Annotated in this window: 17 protein-coding genes and 1 pseudogene; 12 read left to right on the top strand and 6 right to left on the bottom strand. The window is 63.0% G+C overall.

Going from position 1 to position 21557, the window contains the following annotated elements; translation table 11 throughout:
• Nucleotides 1-9 precede the first annotated feature (9 nt).
• Nucleotides 10-573: a cysteine hydrolase family protein gene (locus BFQ01_RS29460; RefSeq protein ID WP_065928074.1), complete on the top strand. Its 564-nt coding sequence runs from the start codon at nt 10-12 to the stop codon at nt 571-573.
• On the opposite strand, the gene BFQ01_RS29455 is transcribed toward BFQ01_RS29460, so the two are convergent.
• Complete coding sequence (locus BFQ01_RS29455; protein ID WP_065928073.1) at nt 563-1018, bottom strand: NUDIX hydrolase; 456 nt, start codon at nt 1016-1018, stop codon at nt 563-565. The two genes, BFQ01_RS29460 and BFQ01_RS29455, sit on opposite strands and share 11 nt — an antisense overlap.
• Nucleotides 1011-1661: a TetR/AcrR family transcriptional regulator gene (locus tag BFQ01_RS29450; RefSeq protein ID WP_065928072.1), complete on the bottom strand. Its 651-nt coding sequence runs from the start codon at nt 1659-1661 to the stop codon at nt 1011-1013. The genes BFQ01_RS29455 and BFQ01_RS29450 overlap by 8 nt, the downstream gene beginning before the upstream one ends.
• 72 nt (nt 1662-1733) lie before the next feature.
• Between BFQ01_RS29450 and BFQ01_RS29445 the strand changes: the two genes are divergently transcribed.
• The gene (locus tag BFQ01_RS29445; protein WP_065928071.1) at nt 1734-2600 is read left to right on the top strand and encodes an aldo/keto reductase family oxidoreductase; all 867 of its coding nucleotides are present in this window, start codon (nt 1734-1736) and stop codon (nt 2598-2600) included.
• A 5-nt stretch (nt 2601-2605) separates the two neighbouring features.
• Here the strand turns inward: BFQ01_RS29445 and BFQ01_RS29440 are convergent, their stop codons facing one another.
• Nucleotides 2606-3037, bottom strand: coding sequence for an HIT family protein (locus BFQ01_RS29440; protein ID WP_065928070.1), 432 nt, complete (start codon nt 3035-3037; stop codon nt 2606-2608).
• A 74-nt stretch (nt 3038-3111) separates the two neighbouring features.
• Between BFQ01_RS29440 and BFQ01_RS29435 the strand changes: the two genes are divergently transcribed.
• A complete protein-coding gene (locus BFQ01_RS29435) occupies nt 3112-3789 on the top strand; it encodes an aspartate/glutamate racemase family protein (protein WP_065928069.1) in 678 nt (225 codons plus the stop codon).
• Here the strand turns inward: BFQ01_RS29435 and BFQ01_RS29430 are convergent.
• Nucleotides 3746-4438 (bottom strand): glutathione S-transferase, encoded by a 693-nt coding sequence (locus BFQ01_RS29430; protein ID WP_065928068.1) that lies wholly within the window; start codon nt 4436-4438, stop codon nt 3746-3748. The genes BFQ01_RS29435 and BFQ01_RS29430 overlap by 44 nt on opposite strands.
• A 139-nt stretch (nt 4439-4577) precedes the next feature.
• Here BFQ01_RS29430 and BFQ01_RS29425 point away from each other — a divergent pair, with 139 nt between their 5' ends.
• The 6 genes from BFQ01_RS29425 to BFQ01_RS29400 all read left to right on the top strand — a co-directional run bounded on the left by BFQ01_RS29425 (nt 4578) and on the right by BFQ01_RS29400 (nt 10520).
• Nucleotides 4578-5141 (top strand): TetR/AcrR family transcriptional regulator, encoded by a 564-nt coding sequence (locus tag BFQ01_RS29425; protein WP_065928067.1) that lies wholly within the window; start codon nt 4578-4580, stop codon nt 5139-5141.
• A gap of 202 nt (nt 5142-5343) precedes the next feature.
• Nucleotides 5344-6399, top strand: a complete 1056-nt coding sequence (locus BFQ01_RS29420) for an AMP-binding protein (RefSeq protein ID WP_065928066.1) — start codon at nt 5344-5346, stop codon at nt 6397-6399.
• Between the two features lie 10 nt (nt 6400-6409).
• On the top strand, nt 6410-7186 hold the full coding sequence (locus BFQ01_RS29415; RefSeq protein WP_065928065.1) for an ABC transporter ATP-binding protein: 777 nt from the start codon (nt 6410-6412) through the stop codon (nt 7184-7186).
• A 2-nt stretch (nt 7187-7188) separates the two neighbouring features.
• Nucleotides 7189-8070 (top strand): branched-chain amino acid ABC transporter permease, encoded by an 882-nt coding sequence (locus tag BFQ01_RS29410; RefSeq protein ID WP_065928064.1) that lies wholly within the window; start codon nt 7189-7191, stop codon nt 8068-8070.
• Nucleotides 8071-8092: 22 nt separating this feature from the next.
• Nucleotides 8093-9160 carry a branched-chain amino acid ABC transporter permease gene (locus tag BFQ01_RS29405; RefSeq protein ID WP_027608468.1) on the top strand — a complete coding sequence of 356 codons (1068 nt, stop codon included), beginning with the start codon at nt 8093-8095 and terminating at the stop codon, nt 9158-9160.
• A gap of 28 nt (nt 9161-9188) precedes the next feature.
• On the top strand, nt 9189-10520 hold the full coding sequence (locus BFQ01_RS29400; protein WP_065928063.1) for an ABC transporter substrate-binding protein: 1332 nt from the start codon (nt 9189-9191) through the stop codon (nt 10518-10520).
• Between the two features lie 1092 nt (nt 10521-11612).
• On the opposite strand, the gene nirD is transcribed toward BFQ01_RS29400, so the two are convergent.
• Nucleotides 11613-11975 carry a nitrite reductase small subunit NirD gene (gene nirD / locus BFQ01_RS29395; RefSeq protein ID WP_065928062.1) on the bottom strand — a complete coding sequence of 121 codons (363 nt, stop codon included), beginning with the start codon at nt 11973-11975 and terminating at the stop codon, nt 11613-11615.
• Nucleotides 11975-14518, bottom strand: coding sequence for a nitrite reductase large subunit NirB (gene nirB, locus BFQ01_RS29390; RefSeq protein ID WP_065928061.1), 2544 nt, complete (start codon nt 14516-14518; stop codon nt 11975-11977). Before nirB ends, nirD begins: the two co-directional genes overlap by 1 nt.
• Before the next feature lie 693 nt (nt 14519-15211).
• On the opposite strand from nirB, the gene BFQ01_RS29385 reads away from it, so the two are divergent.
• The 3 genes and pseudogenes from BFQ01_RS29385 to BFQ01_RS33530 all read left to right on the top strand — a co-directional run bounded on the left by BFQ01_RS29385 (nt 15212) and on the right by BFQ01_RS33530 (nt 21310).
• On the top strand, nt 15212-19219 hold the full coding sequence (locus BFQ01_RS29385) for a bifunctional nitrate reductase/sulfite reductase flavoprotein subunit alpha (RefSeq protein WP_065928060.1): 4008 nt from the start codon (nt 15212-15214) through the stop codon (nt 19217-19219).
• A gap of 138 nt (nt 19220-19357) precedes the next feature.
• Nucleotides 19358-20455 (top strand): annotated as a pseudogene (locus BFQ01_RS33535) (cache domain-containing protein); the annotation flags it as partial.
• 87 nt (nt 20456-20542) lie between these two features.
• Nucleotides 20543-21310 carry a methyl-accepting chemotaxis protein gene (locus tag BFQ01_RS33530; RefSeq protein ID WP_370671284.1) on the top strand — a complete coding sequence of 256 codons (768 nt, stop codon included), beginning with the start codon at nt 20543-20545 and terminating at the stop codon, nt 21308-21310.
• The last annotated feature ends 247 nt before the right edge of the window (nt 21311-21557 follow it).

Here is a 21557-nt window from a genome sequence, read left to right as displayed (position 1 = left end):
GGATGTGCCATGGACCCCCTAGCCACAAACGCTGCACTGGTGCTCATCGACATGCAGCAGGGCATGAACGACCCCAAGCTCGGGCGCCGCAATAATCCGCAGGCCGAGCAGCAGTTGCAGCAGTTGCTCGGCGCCTGGCGGCAGTCGGGGCGGCCTGTGGTGCACGTCAGGCACATCTCCCGTACCCCCGGTTCGGTATTCTGGCCGGGCCAGCCGGGCTGCGAATTTCAGCCTGGGCTGCAACCACTGGCCCACGAACACGTGGTGGAAAAGAACGTACCCTGTGCCTTCATCGCCACCGGGCTGGAACGCTGGCTGCACGCGCGTTCGATCAAGCAACTGGTGATCGCCGGGGTGATCACCAACAACTCCGTCGAAGCAACGGCACGCACAGGCGGCAACCTGGGCCTTGACGTGCTCGTCGCCGCAGACGCCTGCTACACCTTCGATCAAACCGATTTGTCCGGGCGCCTGTGGCCGGCCGAGGACGTGCACGCACTGTCGCTGAGCAACCTGGCCATGGACTATGCCAGGGTGGTCGAGACGGCCGGGATTCTCGGCGCTATGCGCTGAACACGCCGGCTTGCACCAGCATGTCAACCAGCGCTTCGGGCCAGACCGTTTCCTCGGTGGCACGCAACGCCTGGGCCGACCACCACTGATGGTCCGCCATCACCTGGGTTTCTTCCAGCGTCCACTCAGCCCTGGACAGTTCGGTGTTGGCGGTGTGGACCACAAAGTAGTGCTCGACGGCCGACACCGTTTCACCGCTGGGCAGCATCAGCGCAAATCGGCGCTCGGCGATGGGCGCTGCAACGGCCTGCACCTGGATACCGGTTTCCTCGCGCAGCTCGCGGATGGCAGCGGCCTCGAAAGTCTCCCCCGGTTCGACACCGCCGCCAGGGGTAGCCCAGTAATTTTGACCGGCCAGTGCGCCGCCTTTATGGATGAACCTGAAGAGCAACACCTCGTGCGCGGGGTTGATCACCAGCAGTCGTGCGGCCTTTCGTTCACGCATGGGTCTTCCTTGGGGTCGGGGGTTGATGAGCCTGCAGATACGCCCTCAGCATCAAGGTGGTTTGCTGCTCCAGCGCAGCCTCGAACGCAGGCGCGGCGTTCCCCTCAAGCAGGGTGCGCACCGGGCCGACGGTGGCACTCAGCGAGATCGCCGCGACCAGGCCTGGGTCGTCAAAGTGGGCGTCGGACGCCGTTGCCAGCATGGCTGCAATCGCGCCCACCATGCGCAGGTTGATACGTGCGACCAACTCCGGCCCGCCGCGTTCGGCTGCGATCGCATACAGCGCCTTGGATACCGCCTGTTCGCGCAATTTTGCGGTGAGTAATGCCTTGACCAGGCCGCCCGCCATCTCCACAACCGACGCGCCCTGAAGCCCGGAGCACGCCAGCTCGACGCTATCGGCCACGCGCACCAGGTGTTTTTCCAGAATGGCGGCGAGCAACGCATCGCGATTTGGGTAGTACTGGTAGAGACTGCCCACCGACATTCCCGCGCGCTCCGCCACCCGCGTAGTGGTGCAGCGCACCAGACCCTGCTGGGTCAAAACCTGAAGGGTTGCCTCATGCAATGCTTCGACGGTTGCCGCAGAGCGTGCTTGAACCGCTGATTTTCTTGGTTTCAATGACGCTTTGACGGTGCTCATGGAATGCGAATTCCAAAATCTGAAGGATCCTTCATATTAGGGTCTTATTCAGTTCAAGCAAGAGCAGCAGTCATGAGCAACCTGGCAAGCAGCGGCACCTTCACCCTTGGCGACCATAAGGTCAACCGCATCGGCTACGGCACAATGCAACTGGCTGGGCCGGGTGTATTCGGCCCGCCCAAGGACCGGGATGCGGCCCTGGCGGTACTGCGTGAGGCCGTCGCAGGCGGTGTGAACCATATCGATACCAGCGATTTCTACGGACCGCACGTCACCAACCAAATTATCCGCGAGGCGCTGCATCCTTACCGGGACGACCTCACGATCGTCACCAAGATCGGCGCCCGTCGCGACGATCAAGGTGGATGGCATGGCGCAGCATCGAAGGCGGAACTGACCAAGGCCGTGCATGACAACTTGCGTAACCTGGGCCTGGACGTGCTGGATGTGGTCAATTTCCGTTGCACCCACAACCTGATGGGCACGGCAGAAGGCTCGATCGCAGCGCCCCTGGCCGCACTCGCCGAACTGCAACAGCAGGGCCTGGTACGCCATATCGGCATCAGCAACGTCACGCCGACGCAAGTGGCCGAAGCCCGTGGCCTGATTGAGTTCGTCTGCGTGCAGAACCTGTACAACATCGCCCACCAACACGACAACGCCTTGATCGATGAGCTGGCCAGGGACGGCATCGCCTATGTACCGTTCTTCCCCCTAGGCGGATTTACCCCGGTCCAATCATCGACACTGACTAACGTTGCCCAGCGCCTGGGCGTAACGCCAAAGCAACTGGCCCTGGCGTGGTTGCTGCGTCGCTCAGCGAATATCCTGCTGATTCCGGGGACCTCATCGGTCGCTCATTTGCGAGAAAACCTCGCCGTAGCCGAACTGGACCTGACGGACGACGTGCTGGCAGAACTGAACGACATCGCAGGGTAAACGCATCAGCCTGCCAGTAATTGCGCGATAGCCTTACGCAGCTCCCCATGCATGTCTTCCGCGTACGGCAACGCATTTTTCCAGTCATAAAACCAGACGGGCATCTTGCGCTTGTCATCCGGCTCCGAGGCGTAGCGCGGAAAAATATGGCAATGCAACTCCGGCTCCGAATTGCCCAGGATCTCGTAGTTAATGCGCGACGCACCGCTGGCTTGCAGCACCGCGTCGCCGATGCGCGCCATGTCGAGCAGGTAGATCGCGCGGGCGTCGGCATCCAGGTCGTTCAGGCTGGCGACCACAGGGTCGGGCAATAGCAGGCAGTAGCCAGGCAGGAATTGCACATCGCCCATCACTGCCCAACCTGAGGGCATGCGACAGATGATCTTGTGGTTGGTGCCGTTGCGGGCCTGTTCTACGCGTTCCATGATCAGCGGCATACCCTGTCCTTGCGTTAGGTGAGTGCGGGCTGCATCTTAACCATCGTCGACATTTTCAGCACTGGAAACAGCCCATGCGCATCGCCTGCCTTCATACCGCAGCCAGCAACATCAGCGTCTTCGAAACCGCCGCGAAAGCACTGGGTATCGGCGCTGATGTGCTACGTCATGAAGTGCGCGCCGACCTGTTGGCTGCTGCCGAAAACGCCGGTCATCTAAGCGCCGAGATCTGCGCATCCACCGCATCAGCCCTGCTTGCACTGGCTGAACAGGCCGACGCCGTGGTGCTCACCTGTTCGACCCTGGGCCCGGCCGTTGAAGGTATCTCCAGCAGTGTCCCGATCCTGAGAACAGACGAAGCGCTGGCCGCCTCGGCGGTGCAGGCGGGCGGAAAAATTGCGGTGCTGTGCGCGGTGGAAACCACCCTCGAACCGACCGCGCGGCTGTTTCACAAGGCCGCGCTGCAATCGAACGCGGTCGTCGAAGTGCGGCTGGTTCCGGGGGCATGGCGCTTGTTCAAGGCGGGTGACATCGACGGCTACCTGGCGACAATCGCCAAAGCTGCCGATGCCGCCTATAGGGATGGAATGACACGGGTTGCGCTGGGCCAGGCGTCGATGAGCGCGGCCGCCGTGCAGGTAACGGCCGGCCCGCTGCCCCTCACCAGCGCAGCGGCCGGGCTGGCGGCAGCTATGCGGGCCGTTGCCCTCAGTGCGGTTGTGCAACCATTGCACGCCAGGCTTGAACGCTAGGTCGCTCGTTGACCCTGGCCTGCCAGGCGCGCAGGGCTTCACACGTCTCCGGCACGGGCAATTGCACCAGGTCCGCGAAGATCATGCCGCCGAGTAACGCGATATCGGCCATTGAGAAGGCATCGCCCGCCACAAAGGCGCGGGTCTTGAGCACCTTATCGAAATAGTGCATCCCCCTGACCGCCTTGTCCCGCATGCGCATGCCCCATTCGGCGTTCTGGTAAAGCTCGACCTCAGGCCCAAGCCCAGGGGTGGCATGATGGAAATACACGCTGACCGCATCCATCAATTCAATCTCTGCGCGCTTGGTCATCATGTGGATCAAGCCTTGCTCGGTCGGCGTCCTGCCGGTGAGGGTCGGGTTGCCATCGAGCGTGTCCAGGTACTGGGTGATAGCCGTGCATTCAGCGATGAACGTGCCGTCTTCCAGTTGCAGCACTGGCAGGGTGCCGGAGTAGTTGAGGGCCAGGAACTCAGGTTGTTTGTGCTCCCCTTTCCAGAGGTTGACCGACACGAACTCAACGCGCGGCAACATATTTTTCTCGGCCAGCGCGATACGAACACGCGCTGGATAGGGGCCGTTGTACCAATCATAAATCCGCATCAACTGAGGTTGGGATACGTCGGGTTGTGGTTGTTGGAACGTCATGATCTGCTCGCCTACCTGTCAAATGGTAGGTAAAGACTGAAGGCATTATTTCAAGCCGTCAAGCATTACCTACCAGTTGGCAGGTAAAACCTTATCAGCGTAGAATTCGCCCCTCCCCCCACTGAAGAGCAATCCCCACGTGAGTGAAAATGCCCGCGAAGCGATTCTGGAAGCCGCCAGACTCGCCGCTCAGCACTACGGCTACAGTGGCATCAACTTCCGCAGCATCGGCGAAACGGTGGGGATCAAGAACGCCAGTATCTATTACCACTTCCCGAGCAAAGCCGATCTCGGCGCGGCCGTCGCCAGGCGCTATTGGGAAGACGCCGCCAGCGCCCTCGCGGCGATACGCAGCGAGAACCCGGATCCGCTGCAATGCCTGCGTGCTTATCCGAGCATCTTTCGAAAATCACTCGAAGACGGCAACCGCTTGTGCCTGTCCAGTTTTATGGCGGCCGAATATAAGGACCTGCCGGAGCCGGTGAAGGAAGAGATACTGACGTTTGCCAATATCAACGTAGCCTGGCTGGCGGCGCTGCTTGCCGAGATCGAACCCGGCAATACAGAGGCCTGCGAGCGTCGCGCGCGTGCCATCTACACCGCCATTGCCGGCGCGCAGTTGATTGCCCGCACCCGGGCCGATCTCGGTTTGTACGACGAACTGGTCCAGAGTTATCGGGACGCGGGGCTTATCCCGGCGTGACAAGCTGGAGCCCTGTCGGCGACAGGTAGCGCTCCAGCAATGGCCCCATCGCTGTTGGCCCAACAACACTGCTTGGACAGCTTGTGCTGAATCAACACACGCCTCCTCCCCCAAAAATCCACATATCCCCTTGAAATAAAAGCATTTAATCCTCTGGCATGACGCGTGCAATCGCCTTCGCATACTGACGAAGGATACCCCCATGCCCCAGACACTGCCCCAAGCGCTGTTGCGCCAAGCCCACACCCGAGGGTCGGCAATTGCTTTGCGCTTCAAGCGCCTGGGTATCTGGCACGAGCGCAGCTGGAGCGCGGTGGCTGACGAGGTCAGCCAGCTCGCCGCCGCCTTGCATCAGCGCCGCTTCGGGCCTGACGATAACCTGTTGATCCTCAGCCAGGCGGGCCCCGAAGCGTTGCTGCTGGCGCTGGCCGCGCAATGGCTGGGCGCCAACGTCACGTTGCTCGACCCGGACCGCGACAACCGGGCGCTGCTGGCCGGGCTGCGACCGCGCTTTGTGCTCGTGCAAGACCTGGAAGCGCTGCAACAACTCGGTGAACGCGGGGTGGTGGTGTTTCTTGACGGGCGTGGCCTGAGCCAGTTCGCAGACGCCGATTTGATCGACTATGCCGAGCTGCGTGCCGATGCACCGCCACCCGCCCACGCCCCGCAGCCGAGCGACACCGCCTTCGTCTTTCATGCCGACACCTCCCTGCACTTGACCCATGGGCAACTGCTCGCGGGCGCCCGAACGCTGGTCGACCGCGAACACCTCGGCGCCGACGACGAAGCCCTCGCCGCACGGGTGTTTGCCGCCAGCGGGCAGGCACGCTACCTGCTCGCGCCCTGGCTGCACGCCGGCTTTCGGCTGAACTTCCCCGAGGCCCTCGCCACCCGCGACACCGACCGCCGCGAGCTGGGCCCGACCCTGGTGCTGGGCACCCGCGAATCCTATGGGCGCCTGGAGCAATGGGTGCGTGAACGCCTGCCACTGCCGGGCAGCTTCAGCCATCGTTTATACGACTGGGCCATGCAGCCGACCCCCTCCCCCGTGCGCCGCTGGCTGGGCCATTGGCTGGTGCGTCGGCCGTTGCTGGATGTGCTGGGCATGAGCCGCCTGCGCGTGCCCTTGCTGGTCGGGCCGCCACTGCATCCGGAAAGTGCCGCCTTCTTTGCGGCCCTGGGTATTCGTCCCGGCCATTGGCAAGAGCCGTCCACCCGCCACGAACCCAGCGACCACTTGCTGCCTCAATCTGCCTGACGAGCCTTCCATGCCCACACCCACTGAAGCGGTATTACTGCGGCTCGATGACATTTCCCTGTCGTTCAAGGGCATCAAGGCCATCACCTCCATCAGCTTCGAGGTCAAGGCCGGTGACATCTGCGGCCTGATCGGCCCCAACGGCGCGGGTAAAAGCTCGCTGCTCAATGTGATCAACGGGGTCTACCACCCCCAGGGCGGCAGCATCCGCTACGCCGGCCAGACCCGGCGGCGCATGCGCGCGCACCAGGCGGCCGAAGGCGGGATTGCGCGGACCTTCCAGAATATCGCGCTGTTCAAGGGCATGAGCGTGCTCGACAACGTGCTCACCGGGCGCAACCTCAAGCGCCGCAGCAGTTGGCTGGAACAGATGCTGCGCCTGGGCCGCGCGCCACGGGAGGACGACGCCCACCGCCTGCACGCGGAAAAGGTGATTGCCTTCCTGCAGATCCATCCCTGGCGCCACGTGCTGGTCGGCACCCTGCCCTATGGCCTGCAAAAACGTGTCGAGCTGGCCCGCGCCCTGGCCGCCGAACCGACCCTGCTGTTGCTGGATGAACCCATGGCCGGCATGAACGCCCAGGAGAAAGCCCAGATGAGCCAGTTCATCCGCGACATCAACCGCGAGTTCGGCACCACCGTGGTGCTGATCGAACACGACATCGGCGTGGTCATGGGCTTGTGCGACCACGTGGTGGTCCTCGACTACGGTCGCAAGATCGGCGACGGCACCCCGCAACAGGTGCGCGCCAACCCCGATGTCATCGCCGCCTACCTGGGGACCTGAGCATGGAATTTTTCTTCGAAGTGCTGATCGGCGGGCTGCTCGCGGGCGTGATGTATGCCCTGGTGGCGATTGGTTTTGTGCTGATCTACAAGGCCTCCGGCGTGTTCAATTTTGCCCAGGGCGCCATGGTGCTGTTCGCCGCGCTGACGTTTGTCAGCCTGTTGGAGCGCGGCTTCCCGTTTGCCTGGGCGTTCCTGATCACCCTGGCGAGCATGGTGGTACTGGCGCTGCTGATCGAAAAAGTGGTGCTGCGGCCCTTGGTCAATCGTCCACCGATCATCCTCTTCATGGCCACCCTCGGGCTGTCCTACATGATCGAGGGCTTTGCGCAGTTCCTGTGGGGTGCGCAGGTGCACGGGCTCGACCTGGGCATCGCCGACGAGCCGCTGGAAATCCGCGGCATGCTGCTTTCGCAATTCGACCTGTTTGCCGCCGGCACCGCCGCCGCGCTGGTGATCGTGCTGTCGCTGCTGTTCAACAAGACCCGGGCGGGCCTGTCGTTGCGTGCGGTGGCCGATGACCCGCTGGCGTCCATGGCCATCGGTATTCGCCTGCCGCGCATCTGGGCGTTGGTGTGGGCGGTGGCCGGGTTCGTCGGGCTGGTGGCCGGGTTGCTCTGGGGCGCACGCCTGGGGGTGCAGTTCTCGCTCTCGCTGGTGGTGCTCAAGGCGCTGCCGGTGCTGATCATCGGCGGGTTCTCGTCCATCGGCGGGGCGATTGTCGGTGGCTTGATCATCGGCGCAGCGGAGAAGATCGCCGAGATCTACCTCGGCCCGATCATCGGCAGCGGCATCGAGAACTGGGTGCCCTACGTCCTCGCCTTGCTGTTCCTGCTGGTGCGGCCTGCCGGGTTGTTCGGCGAGCGCGCCATCGAACGGGTTTGATTGTCCTTGGGGAAATGCCTGCATGTTGTATCAAGAAGTCGGTCAAATCAGCACCTCCTACGCGGCCGAGCGCCGCACCTTTCGCCTGCGCCAGGACCGCGTCGCGCTGTGGCTGCTACTGGGCGTGGCGTTTTTTGCGGTGCCCTGGCTGGGCAATGACTACTGGTTCAGCGCAATCCTGGTGCCGCTGCTGGTGCTGTCGCTGGCCGGGCTTGGGCTCAACCTGCTGACGGGCTACGCCGGGCAACTTTCACTCGGCTCGGCGGCGTTCATGGCGGTGGGCGCGTTTGCCGCCTACAACCTGCAGTTGCGGGTGCCCGGCCTGCCGCTGCTGGTGAGCTTTGCCCTGGGTGGCGTGATCGCCGCCGCGGTGGCGGTGTTCTTCGGCTTGCCGAGCCTGCGCATCAAGGGCTTTTACCTGCTGGTGGCGACCCTGGCCGCGCAGTTCGTGGTGGAGTGGGTGCTCACCCGCTTCAGCTGGTTTACCAACGACAACGCCTCGGGCGTGATCACCTCACCGCCGCTGCTGATTGCCGGGCTGGATTTCAGTTCACCGCGTGGCCGCTACGTGCTGACGCTGGCCGTGGTGGTGACGCTGTTCTGGCTGGGCAAGAACCTGGTGCGCAGCGAACTGGGCCGCAACTGGATGGCAGTGCGCGACATGGACACCGCCGCTGCCGTCATCGGCATTCGCCTGTTGAAGGCCAAGCTGCTGGCGTTTGCCATCAGCGGCTTCTATCTGGGCATCGCCGGTTCACTGTGGGCGTTCGCCTACCTGGGCACGGTCGAGCCCCACGGCTTTGACCTGAGCCGCTCGTTCCAGGTGCTGTTCATCATCATTATCGGCGGCCTGGGCAGCGTGCTCGGCAACGTCCTTGGCGCGGCATTCATCGTGTTGTTCCCGATCCTGCTGGCCAATCTCTTCGCGCTGTTGCCCGCTGGACTGATGGATGCCGGACAGCTGGAGAACATCCAGAAGATGCTGTTTGGCGCGCTGATCATCGCGTTTTTGATCAAGGAACCGGAGGGGCTGGCCCGTCTGTGGCAGCGCTTTCGTCAACGGGCCAGGGTTTGGCCGCTGCGTTACTGAACTCAATAACCCCCCAGGAATGACCTCCATGACACACCGCTTATCGCTGCGCCGCCTGGCCTTGGGCCTGGCCCTGATCACCGCCGGGCTCACGGCCGGCGCCCAGGCTGCCAACGAACAATACTTCCCGTTGCAGAGCTACCGGGTCGGCCCGTACGCCGCCGGTGGCACCGGTTTCTTCGGGGGCTTTATCGACTACCTGCAATACATCAATGCCAAGGGCGGGGTGAACGGCGTCAAGCTGACCTGGAGCGAGTGCGAGACCGAGTACGTGGTGGAAAAAGGCGTCGAATGCTACGAGCGCCTCAAGGGTGGGCTCAACGGTGCACCGGCCGCCGCCACCAACCCGCTGTCAGTCGGCATCGCCTATGCCACCCTGGACCGCTCCACCGCCGACAAGCTGCCGCTGATCACCATCAACCATGGCCGCACCGATTCCACCGATGGCAGCGTATTCCCCTACGTGTTCCCGCTGCAGCTCAACCCCTATTCGGAAGTCTCGGCGATCATCAACTACATCGGCCAACGCGAAGGCGGCGCCGACAAGCTCAAGGGCAAGAAAATCGCCGTGCTCTACCACGGCTCGCCCTACGGCAAGGAAACCAACGGCGTGCTCGAAACCCTGGCGAAAAACGCCGGCTTCGAACTGACCCTGCTGGAAGTGCCGCACCCCGGCAACGAGCAGCAATCGCAGTGGCTGAACATCCGGCGTCTCAAGCCTGACTGGGTGATCCTGCGCGGCTGGGGTGTGATGAACCCGGTGGCGCTCAAGTCCGCGCAGAAAGTCGGCTACCCGGCCGATCACATCATCGGCAATATCTGGAGCAACTCCGAAGAAGACGTGGTACCGGCCGGTGCCGCCGCCAAAGGCTTTATCTCGATCACCACCCACCCGTCGGGCACCGACTTCCCGGTGCTGCAAGGTATCCAGCAAAGCGTGGTAGACGCCGGCAAGGGCAACCTGGCCGACCCCAAGCGTTTCGGCACCGTGTATTACAACCTGGGCGTGGTCAACGGCATTCTCAACGTCGAAGCGCTGCGCCTGGCCCAGGAAAAATACGGGCAAAAACCACTGACCGGCGAGCAGGTACGCTGGGGCTTCGAACACCTGAACCTCGACGACGCGCGCCTGCAGGCGCTGGGCGCCAAGGGCCTGGTGCAACCGCTGAAACTCTCCTGCGCCGACCACGAAGGCGGCGGCGCCGTACGCTTCCAGCAATGGGACGGCCAGCGCTGGAACCTGATCAGCGACTGGGTACAAGCCGACCGCGCCTTGCTGCGGCCGATCATCGAAGCCTCGGCGGCGCAGTACGCCAAGGAGAAAGGCATCACGCCGCGGGATTGCCGCAAAGAGCAGTAATTACCTTTTGGCAGTCGCCCATGCGACCGAAATCTGCCGGATGTAAACAGCTCAACTGTGGGAGGGGGCTTGCTCCCGATGGCGGTGGATCAGCTAATGAATCTGTTGGCTGACACACTGCCATCGGGAGCAAGCCCCCTCCCACATTTAGACCGAGGTGTGTCAGCTCATGCCTACTTCCAACAAGCAACTTTTGGCAGCCGACCATGCGACTGAAGTCTGCCGGATGTAAACAGCTCAACTGTGGGAGGGGGCTTGCTCCCGATGGCGGTGGATCAACTAATGAATCAGTTGACTGACGCTCTGCTATCGGGAGCAAGCCCCCTCCCACATTTAGACTGAGGTGTGTCAGCTCATGCCTACTTCAACCACGCGACTTTTGGCAGCCGCCTATGCGACCGAAATCTGCCGGATGTAAACAGCTCAACTGTGGGAGGGGGCTTGCTCCCGATGGTGGTGGGTCAGCTAGTGAATCTGTTGGCTGACACACTGCTATCGGGAGCAAGCCCCCTCCCACATTCAGACCGAGGCGTGTCAACCCATGCCTACTTCCAACACGCGACTTTTGGCTACCGCCCATGCGACCGAAATCTGCCGGATGTAAACAGCTCAACTGTGGGAGGGGGCTTGCTCCCGATAGCGGAGTGTCAGTCAACTGATTCATTAGCTGATCCACCGTCATCGGGAGCAAGCCCCCTCCCACATTTAGACCGAGGTGTGTCAGCTCATGCCTACTTCCAACAAGCAACTTTTGGCAGCCGACCATGCGACTGAAGTCTGCCGGATGTACACGGCTCAACTGTGGGAGGGGGCTTGCTCCCGATGACGGTGGGTCAGCTAGTGAATCTGTTAGCTGACACACTGCTATCGGGAGCAAGCCCCCTCCCACATTCAGACCGAGGTGTGTCAGCCCATGCCTACTTCCAACACGCGACTTTTGGCTACCGCCCATGCGACCGAAATCTGCCGGATGTAAACGGCTCAACTGTGGGAGGGGGCTTGCTCCCGATAGCGGAGTGTCAGTCAACTGATTCATTAGCTGATCCACCGTCATCGGGAGCAAGCCCCCTCCCACATTCAGACCGAGGCGTGTCAGCCCAGACCTATTTCCACCACTCCAGCATTCAACCGCACCGGCCATACCCGCAAACGCTGGTGCGGTGCCTCCAGGCATTGGCCGTCTTCCAAACGGTAATGCTGCTTATAGATCGGCGCGACCACCACCAGGTCGCCCTTGATGCTGCCGACCAGCCCGCGTCCGATCACATTCGCGCCGGATTCCGGGTCGTGGTTGTCGATGGCGTACAGCGTCTGGTCCTGGGCGTCGGGCAGGTAGAACAGTGCGACTTGGGCACCGTCCAGCCACACCACGACGCCGGAATTACTCACCAGGTCGGTCTCTTTGCACACGCTTTTCCAGGTGGCAAAGTTGCGCTGCGTGTTGGACTGGCTCATCAGGCAAGCTCCTCGGTGACGGCAATCAGGTTGAGTTCGGCGGCCATGATCGGCCGACGCTGGCCGCGTTCCTGGACAAAGTGGATGTCCGGGTCAGGGCGTTTGTCGTTGACGAAGGTGCGGAAGCGCTTGAGTTTTTCCGGGTCCTTGAGGGCGTTGGCCCACTCGCATTCATAGCGGTCGACCACCCGTTGCATCTGCGCTTCGAGCTCGGCGCCCAGGCCCAGGCTGTCGTGCAGGATCACGTCCTTGAGGAAATCCAGGCCGCCTTCCAGGCTTTCGCGCCAGACCGAGGTGCGTTGCAATTTGTCGGCGGTGCGGATGTAGAACATCAGGAAGCGGTCGATGTACTGGATCAGCGTGGCGTCATCCAGGTCGGTGGCGAACAGTTCGGCGTGGCGTGGGCGCATGCCGCCGTTGCCGGCGATGTAGAGGTTCCAGCCCTTCTCGGTGGCGATCACGCCCACGTCCTTGCTCTGGGCCTCGGCGCATTCGCGGGTGCAGCCGGATACCGCGAACTTGAGCTTGTGCGGCGAACGCAGGCCCTTGTAGCGGTCCTCGATCAGCAGCGCCATTTTCACGCTGTCCTGCACACCGTAGCGGCACCAGGTGCTGCCCACGCAGGACTTCACCGTGCGCGTGGATTTGCCGTAGGCGTGGCCGGTTTCAAACCCGGCCGCGATCAGCTCGGCCCAGATGTCCGGCAGCTCGTGCAGTTGCGCGCCAAACAGGTCGATGCGCTGGCCGCCGGTGATCTTGGTGTAGAGGTCGTATTTCTTCGCCACTTCGCCAATCACGATCAACTTGTCGGCGGTGATCTCGCCGCCCGGAATACGCGGCACCACCGAGTAGGTGCCGTTTTTCTGCATGTTGGCCATGAAGGTATCGTTGGTGTCCTGCAACGGCACCAGGGACGCATCCATGATCGGCTGGTTCCAGCACGAGGCTAGGATCGACCCCACCGCCGGTTTGCACACATCGCAGCCGGTGTGGCCACGGCCGTGCTTGGCCAGCAGTTCTTCAAACGTGAGCACCCCTTCCACGCGCACCAGGGCATACAACTCCTGGCGGGTGTAGGCGAAATGTTCGCACAGGCTCTTGTCGACGCTGACGCCACGGGCAATCAGCTCGTGCTCGAACACCTGCTTGAGCAAGCCGGCGCACCCACCGCAACCGGTGCAGGCCTTGGTCTGCGACTTGAGCAGGCCGAGGTCGCTGCACCCGCCGTCGATGGCCGAGCAGATCGCGCCCTTGTTGACGTTGTGGCACGAACACACCGTGGCCGAGTCCGGCAAGGCGCCTGGGCCGAGGGTCGGTGCGCCGCTGGACGATGGCAGGATCAGGCTCGCCGGTTCGGCCGGCAGCGCGATGCTGTTCTGCATGTACTGCAGCAAGGTGTCGTAGTAGCTGTTGTCGCCGACCAGCACCGCGCCGATCACGTGTTTGCCGCTCGCATCCACCACCAGGCGTCGATAGCTGGCGCTCGCCTCGTCGATGAACTGGTAGCTGCGCGCACCCGGTGTGTGGGCGTGGGCGTCGCCGATGGAGCCCACGTCCACGCCCAGCAGCTTGAGTTTGGTGGACATGTCGGCGCCGACAAAGGGCTCAGCGCTGTGCTCGCACAACAGCGCGGCGACGCCACGGGCCATTTGGTAACCCGGCGCAACCAGGCCGAACAGGCTGCCGTTCCAGGAAGCGCATTCGCCAATCGCATAGATGTTGGGGTCGCAGCTCAAGCACTCGTCGTTGATCACCACGCCGCCGCGCGGGCCAATCTCCAGGCCGGCCTGGCGAGCCAGGGCATCCTGGGCGCGGATCCCGGCGGAGAACACGATCAGGTCGGTCTCCAGGAACTCGTCATTGGCAAAGTTCATGCGGTAGCGGTACTGCTCGCCTGCACTGATCGATTGGGTGGCGCGGGACAGATGCACACCGACGCCCAGCCGCTCGATCTGGGCCTTGAGCGCAAGGCCGCCGAAATCATCCAGTTGCACTGGCATCAGGCGCGGCGCGAATTCCACCACATGGGCTTCCAGGCCCAGGCTTTTCAGGGCGTTGGCGGCTTCCAGGCCGAGCAGGCCACCGCCCACCACCACACCACGGCGCGCATTGGCGGCAGCGGCACGGATGGCGTCGAGGTCTTCGAGGGTGCGATACACCAGGCGCGAGTCGCCTTCGGCGCCCTCGATCGGCGGCACGAACGGATAGGAACCGGTGGCCAGCACCAGCTTGTCGTAGCCCACGCAGCCCTGGGCGGTGATCACTTCACAGCGTTCGCGATCGATCTCCAGCACCGGTACACCCAGGTGCAGGGTGACACCCGGCGTCTGGTACAACGCGGCGTCGGACAACGCCAGGGACTCGGCATCGCGGCCGGTGAAATACTCGGAAAGATGCACGCGGTCATAGGCACGCATCGGCTCTTCGCTGAACACGTGCAACCGGTAGTGATCCAGCGCGCCGCGTTCGATCAATTGCTCCACGCAATGGTGGCCGACCATGCCATTGCCGACGACGATCAGGGTTTTCATCTGTTTGTTCATAGCAAGCACCCGACAACGTTCATCACGGTTTAAAAAGCAAAAAAAAACGCCTGAAACCTTGCGGTTCCAGGCGCCTTTGCCTGTTCTTATGCGGGATCGGATCGGCGACTGCGCCGGATCTACCGCTTTATGCCCCTGTTGTCGATCGTCGTTGACCGAGGTGGGTTGAGGGGGAGCTTGCAGGGTCTGTGCCAATTGGTCGCGAGCCTTACTGCGACGCCTTCTAGCGGTACTCATCGAGTCTGAATGCACACTTCAGCGCCTCCAACTGGTGCATCCCGCGACAAAAAAGTGCATTCCCGGATAAAAATCAAAGGGTCACAGAAGAGCGGGCTTATTGTGGTGAGCGGGCTTGCCCCGCGCTGGGTGGCGAAGCCGCCCCATCACTGCCACAGCTTACTTCCTGTAAGGACTGAGGCGCCTGGGTTTAGGGCTGCTACGCAGCCCAGCGCGGGGCAAGCCCGCTCACCACAGCAAGCCCACTCACCACTGTAACCCCGCTCACCACAACAAGCTGGCTTGCCACAATTTGCCCGTGCTTAAGAAATTGGCGCGTGACTTGCTAGGGAACACACACAGAGCAGTCAACGCTGATTGCCCATTCACGACAAAGGCGCCGTGCAATCCCCGTTTCCAACGGAGGGTTGCAGGGCGCTTTTTTGTTGGGGGCAGAAAAAGTTTCGAGGGTGACGGATGGCAAACCAAAGCGTACGCAGTGTGTGTCCCTATTGTGGTGTGGGCTGCGGCATCATCATGCAGGTCGAGCACAATAAGGTGGTCAAGGTCATCGGTGACAAGGCCCACCCCACCAACTTCGGCCGCCTGTGCACCAAAGGCACCACCTGCGGGCAGGCCATCGCCGAGTCCGGGCGGATGGAAAACGCCTACCTGCGCGAGAAGCGTGACCACGACCCGGTGCGCATCGCCATGGACACCGCCATCAGCGAAACCGCCGGGCGCCTGCGCGGCATCCTCGACAGCCACGGGCCGGATGCCCTGTCCTTTTACGTCTCCGGGCAAATGTCCCTGGAAGCCCAGTACCTGATCAATAAACTGGCCAAGGGCTTTGTGCGCACCAACAACGTCGAGTCCAACTCGCGGCTGTGCATGGCCAGCGCCGGCAGCGGCTACAAGCTTTCCCTCGGTTCCGATGGGCCGCCGGGCTCCTATGAAGACTTCGACCGCGCCGACCTGTTCTTCGTGATCGGCGCCAATATGGCCGACTGTCACCCGATCCTGTTCCTGCGCATGATGGACCGGGTCAAGGCCGGGGCGAAGCTGATCGTGGTCGATCCACGGCGCAGCGCCACGGCGGACAAAGCCGACCTGTACCTGCCGATCAAACCCGGCGCCGACCTCGCCCTGCTCAATGGCCTGTTGCACCTGCTGGTCAAGAACGGCCACACCGACCCGGCCTTTATTGCCGCGTTCACCGAGGGCTGGGAGGCCATGCCCGGCTTTCTCGAGGACTACCCGCCGCACACGGTCGCCGAGATCACCGGCCTGGCCGAAGCGGATATCCGCCAGGCTGCCGACTGGATAGGCGCGGCTGCCGAGTGGATGAGCTGCTGGACCATGGGCCTCAACCAAAGCACCCACGGCACCTGGAACACCAACGCCCTGTGCAACCTGCACCTGGCCACCGGCGCCATCTGCCGCCCCGGCAGCGGGCCGTTTTCCCTCACTGGCCAACCCAATGCCATGGGCGGCCGTGAGATGGGCTACATGGGCCCTGGCCTGCCGGGGCAACGCTCGGTACTGGTGGAAGCCGACCGCGCATTTATCGAAGACCTCTGGCAGATCCCCGCAGGCAGCCTGCCGCGCCAGGTCGGCGGCGGCACCGTGGCGATGTTCGAGCAGATGAGCGCGGGGCAGATCAAGGCCTGCTGGATCATCTGCACCAACCCGGTGGCCAGCGCGCCCAATCGCCGCAAGGTGATCGAAGGCCTGCAAGCCGCCGAACTGGTGATCACCCAGGATGCCTTCCTCGACACCGAGACCAACCGCTACGCCGACATCCTGCTGCCCGGCGCGCTGTGGGCCGAGGCCGAAGGGGTGATGATCAACTCCGAGCGCAACCTGACCCTGATGCAAAAAGCCGTCGAACCACCGGGCCAGACCTTGCCCGACTGGCAGATCATCGCCAGGGTCGCGAGTGAAATGGGCTTTGCCGAAGCCTTCACCTATGCCAGCGCCGCAGAGGTCTTCGACGAGATCAAGCGCGCCTGGAACCCCAAGACCGGCTATGACATTCGCGGCGCCAGCCATCAACGGCTGCGCGCGCAACCGCTGCAATGGCCCTGCGCTTCAGACGCGGGCGCCGACCGCAACCCGATCCGCTACCTGAATACAGGCACGCTCAGATTCGCCACCGACAACGGCAAGGGCCAGTTCCTGGCGCGCCCACATATGCCGCCGGCAGAGATGCCGGATGAGGCCTTCCCTTTCGTGCTCAACACCGGGCGTTTGCAGCACCAGTGGCATACCCTGACCAAGACCGGCAAGGTCGCCACCCTGAACAAACTCAACCCCGGCCCCTTCGTCGAACTGCACCCCGAAGACGCCGCCAGCCTGGGCATCCAGGACAAGGACCGCGTGGAGGTGCGCTCCCAGCGCGGGCGTGCCGTGCTGCCTGCGGTGGTCACCGACCGCGTGCAGCCGGGCAACTGTTTTGCGCCTTTCCACTGGAACGATGTATTTGGCGAAAACCTGGCGATCAACGCGGTGACCAACGACGCGGTCGATCCGATTTCCCTGCAACCCGAGTTCAAGTTCTGTGCCGTCGCCCTGGCCCGGGTCGAGTTGATCGATCACCAGTTTCTCGATGGGCCGGTCTCGCAAGACTTGCCCCCCTTAGTAGAGGACCTCACCCTGTCGCGCCTCGACGCCTTCGCCGATATTGCCGGCATCCGCAACCTGCCGGCGCCGACACTGAGCGATAGCGAGCGTACTTACCTCGCAGGTTTCCTCAGCGGTCTGCGCTCCGAGGCCGGGCGCCTGGCAGCGGGTGTGCCGGTGATGCCAACCCATGCGCCGCTGACCAAGGATTCCCGACTGTGGCTGGACGGTTTGCTCGGCGGATTGTTCAGCCGCGCAGACGTCAGCGCCATCGCCGCAACGCCCTCCCCGGCCGTCACCCTGTTATGGGCCTCCCAGACCGGCAACGCCGAAGCCCTCGCCGAGCGATTCGCCAAGCGCCTGCGCGACGCCGGTATCAGCGTCGAGCTCAGCGCGATGGCGGATTTCCCGGCCAGCAAACTGGCGAGCACACAAAACCTGGCGCTGATCAGCAGCACCTTCGGCGACGGCGACCCGCCGGACAACGGCGAAGGCTTCTGGCACAGCCTCAGCACCGCCGAGATGCGCCTGGAGTCGCTGCGCTTTGCGGTACTGGCCCTGGGCGATCCGAATTACGACCAGTTTTGCAAGCACGGCCAGCGACTCGACCAGCGCTTGCTGGAGCTGGGCGCGACCCGCCTGCTGGAGCGCGTGGATTGCGACACCGAATTCGAAGAGCGCGCCTATGCCTGGCTGGCACAGTTGCAACACAGCCTCAACCCGGCCAAAGCCGCGACGCTCGCCCCACCCGCCACACCGGCCGGCAAAACCAAGCTGCATGGCTCACGGCTGCTGCTCAACCGGCACCTGAACCCGCAGAGCACCCACAAGGAAACCCGCCAGTTCGCCCTGGACCTGACCGACTCCGGGCTGAGCTATGAAGCCGGTGATGCCCTGGGAGTGATGCCGCGCAACTGCCCGGAGCTGGTCAGCGAACTGCTCGACCTGACCCGCCTGGATGCCAGTGCCTGCGTGAACATCGACACCTTCGGCGATGTACCGCTGCACCAGGCATTGACCCAACGTTTCGAAATCGCCCGCCCCAGCAGCGACACCCTGGCCTTTATCGCCGAGCGCAGTGCCAACCCAGGCCTTAAGCGCCTGCTGAGCCCCGAGCACAAGACCGAACTGCAGGCTTGGCTGTGGGGCCGGCAACTGGTGGATGTGTTGCACGAATACCCCATCGATTGCTCGGCGGACGAACTGCTCGGCACCCTCAAGCGCCTGCAACCACGTTTGTATTCAATCGCCTCCAGCGCCAAGGCCTACCCGCAGGAAGTGCACCTCACCGTGGCCGCCGTGCGCTATGGCAAGCGCAAGGGCGTATCCTCGACCTTCCTCGCCGACCGCGCCGCAGACAGCGAGGTGCCGTTGTTCGTGCAGCCGTCCAAGCACTTCCGCACACCGGCCGACGGCGACGTGCCGATGATCATGATCGGCCCCGGCACCGGTGTGGCGCCGTTCCGCGCGTTTTTGCAGGAACGTCGGGCCCAGGGACACCAGGGCCGCAACTGGCTGTTCTTTGGCGAGCAACACGCGGCCAGCGACTTTTACTACCAGGACGAACTGCAAGGCATGCAGCACGACGGCTTGCTCACTCACCTGAGCCTGGCGTTCTCCCGTGACCAGGCGCAAAAGATCTACGTACAGGACCGCCTCCACGAACAGGGGGCCGAGCTGTGGCGCTGGTTGCAGGACGGCGCCAAGCTGTATATCTGCGGGGACGCCAGCCATATGGCCAAGGACGTCGACCAGGCATTGCGCCAGGTCGCGCAAACCCACGGCGGGCTTGGTGTTGAGGGCGCCGTGGAGTACTGGCGCCAGTTGAGCGAACAGAAGCGCTATCTGCGTGATGTCTACTGATTGGATACAGAACAATAAGCACTTTGTATTGTGTACAAAAAACCCTAAAGATTTACCGGCATCGGGCCGAAACAGCGGTGATAGCAAATCGCCGCGCTCTTTTTCCGGAGCGAGACGATTTGACCGCCCTCTACGCTGATGGTCGTCTCGATGAAAATAAAAAATAAGCTGGTACTGGCATTTGTCTCGGTTGCGTTTATCCCGGTAAGCCTGGTGGCGGTCATCTCCGTGATGAACACACGGACCCAGGCCGTTGACCAGTTTATCGATGGCAGCACCCGGGAAATCCGCCAGATCGATGGCAATATCCGCCAGTTCTTCGACGGCACGCAGCAGAACGTCGATCAAATGGCCATGGATCCTGTGTACACCTCCGTGGAAACGCTGAAGAACTACCAGCCCGCCGACGCCGCCAGCCAACCGATGCCAGCAGCGGCACAAGCGGTCATCGAGCGCTTTGCGCGCTTTGGCGCCACGCACCCGGCAGCCGCCATCCTCTCCATCGGGCTGGAAGACGGCACCTACGTCAAATGGCCGGATGACCCGCAACTGGCCAAGTACGACCCACGCGCGCGCCCTTGGTACAAGGCCGCCATGGCCAGCCCCGGCAAGACCGTGCGCACGCCGGCTTACTACTACGACAAAGACGATGTGGCGCTGGTGGGCACTGCCCGGGCGTTGCTGGATAACGCCGGCAAAGCCAAGGGCGTGTTCGTGGTCAGCGTGTCGCTGAAGAACCTCACCGAACTGGTCAAGAGCATCAAGCTCGGCGAAAGCGGCTACGTGATGCTGATCGAAGACGGCGTGGTGCTGGTCGACCCGCGCGACGCCGCTCACAGTTTCAAGCCGCTCAAGGACTTGGGTGCCGCTTATGCGCACCTGGCCGAGACCTCCCAAGGCTCTACCGAGGTGGAAATCAACGGCGTGCGCTACATGGCCAACGTGTGGACCTCCCCCGGCCTGGGCTGGCGCTATATCGGCCTGATCGAACACCGCGAAGTCATGGCTGAAGCCACGCGCATGACCTACCTCACAGCGGTCATCGTCGGCGTGCTGGTGCTGATCTTCGGCGTGCTTGCGGCGGCGTTTTCCAAGGTGATCGTCAAGCCCATCGGCCAGGTCAGCAGCGGCTTGCAGTCGATTGCCGAGGGCGAAGGCGACCTGCGTCACGCACTGCAGGTGCAGGGCAAGGATGAAACCGCCGAACTGGCCGGCTGGTTCAACAAGTTCCTGGCCGCGATTCGCCAATTGATCCAGCACATCGGCGCGGCCTCGGCCAATTTGCACAACGCCTCCAAGGTCAACAGCGAAGTCGCACATAACATGAACGAAGCCGCCGGGCGCCAGCGCGAGGCGGTGGAACTGGTGTCCACCGCGTTCAACGAAATGGTCGCCACTGCCAACGAAGTCGCGCGTTCATGCAGCAGTGCGGCAGAGTCGGCGGAGAACGGCCATCGCCGGGTGGCCGAGGGCAAGCAACAGATCGAAGTCACCACCGATAACGTCAACCGCCTGGGCCGCCGCTTGACCGAGTCGTCCGACGCCATGGTCGAACTCGAAGCCGGCAGCCGCAGCATCAACCAGATCATCGGCACCATTCGCGCGATTGCCGAACAGACCAACCTGCTGGCACTCAATGCCGCCATCGAGGCCGCCCGTGCCGGCGACCAGGGCCGTGGTTTTGCCGTGGTCGCCGACGAGGTGCGCGCGTTGGCCAAGCGCACCTCCGACTCCACCGGCGAGATCGAGCACCTGCTCGGCACCCTGGAAAACAAGACCCAGGAAGTCACGCAAAAAATGGGCAGTTGCCTGGACCTGTCACGGGCCAGTGTGTCGTCCATCGAAAGCGCGCGCGACAGCTTTGAAGGCATCCAGCTGTCGGTCAACGAGATCCGCGACCAGAACCTGCAAATCTCCGCCGCCGCCGAGGAGCAACACAGTGTGGCCGAAGAGATCAACCGGCATATCCAGCAGATCTACGACGAGGCGCGCCTGGTGGAAAGCCTGGCCAACTCGGCGCAGGACGACTCGGGGCGCTTGGCGAATCTGTCGGATGAGTTGAATGGCCTGGTGGGGCGCTTCAAGTCCTGATGATTGTCGCCAACTGATCATCCGCCTCCTCCCGTAGCAGCTGCCGAGCGCAAGCGAGGCTGCGTCACGCGCACTGCCGATTCAAGCCCGAGCCGCGACCGACGCAGCCTCGCCAAAGCTCGACAGCTGCTACGAATGCCAACCCCATCAAGGCCCCCCCCGTAGCAGCTGCCGAGCGCAAGCGAGGCTGCGTCGGACGCACTGCCGATTCAAGCCCGAGCCGCGACCGACGCAGCCTCGCCAAAGC

The organism is Pseudomonas sp. 8 R 14 (assembly GCF_900005955.1).
Classification (GTDB): Bacteria; Pseudomonadota; Gammaproteobacteria; order Pseudomonadales; family Pseudomonadaceae; genus Aquipseudomonas; species Aquipseudomonas marginalis.
Note: the sequence above shows the minus strand (reverse complement) of the source record. Positions and strands in the feature narration are given on the sequence as shown.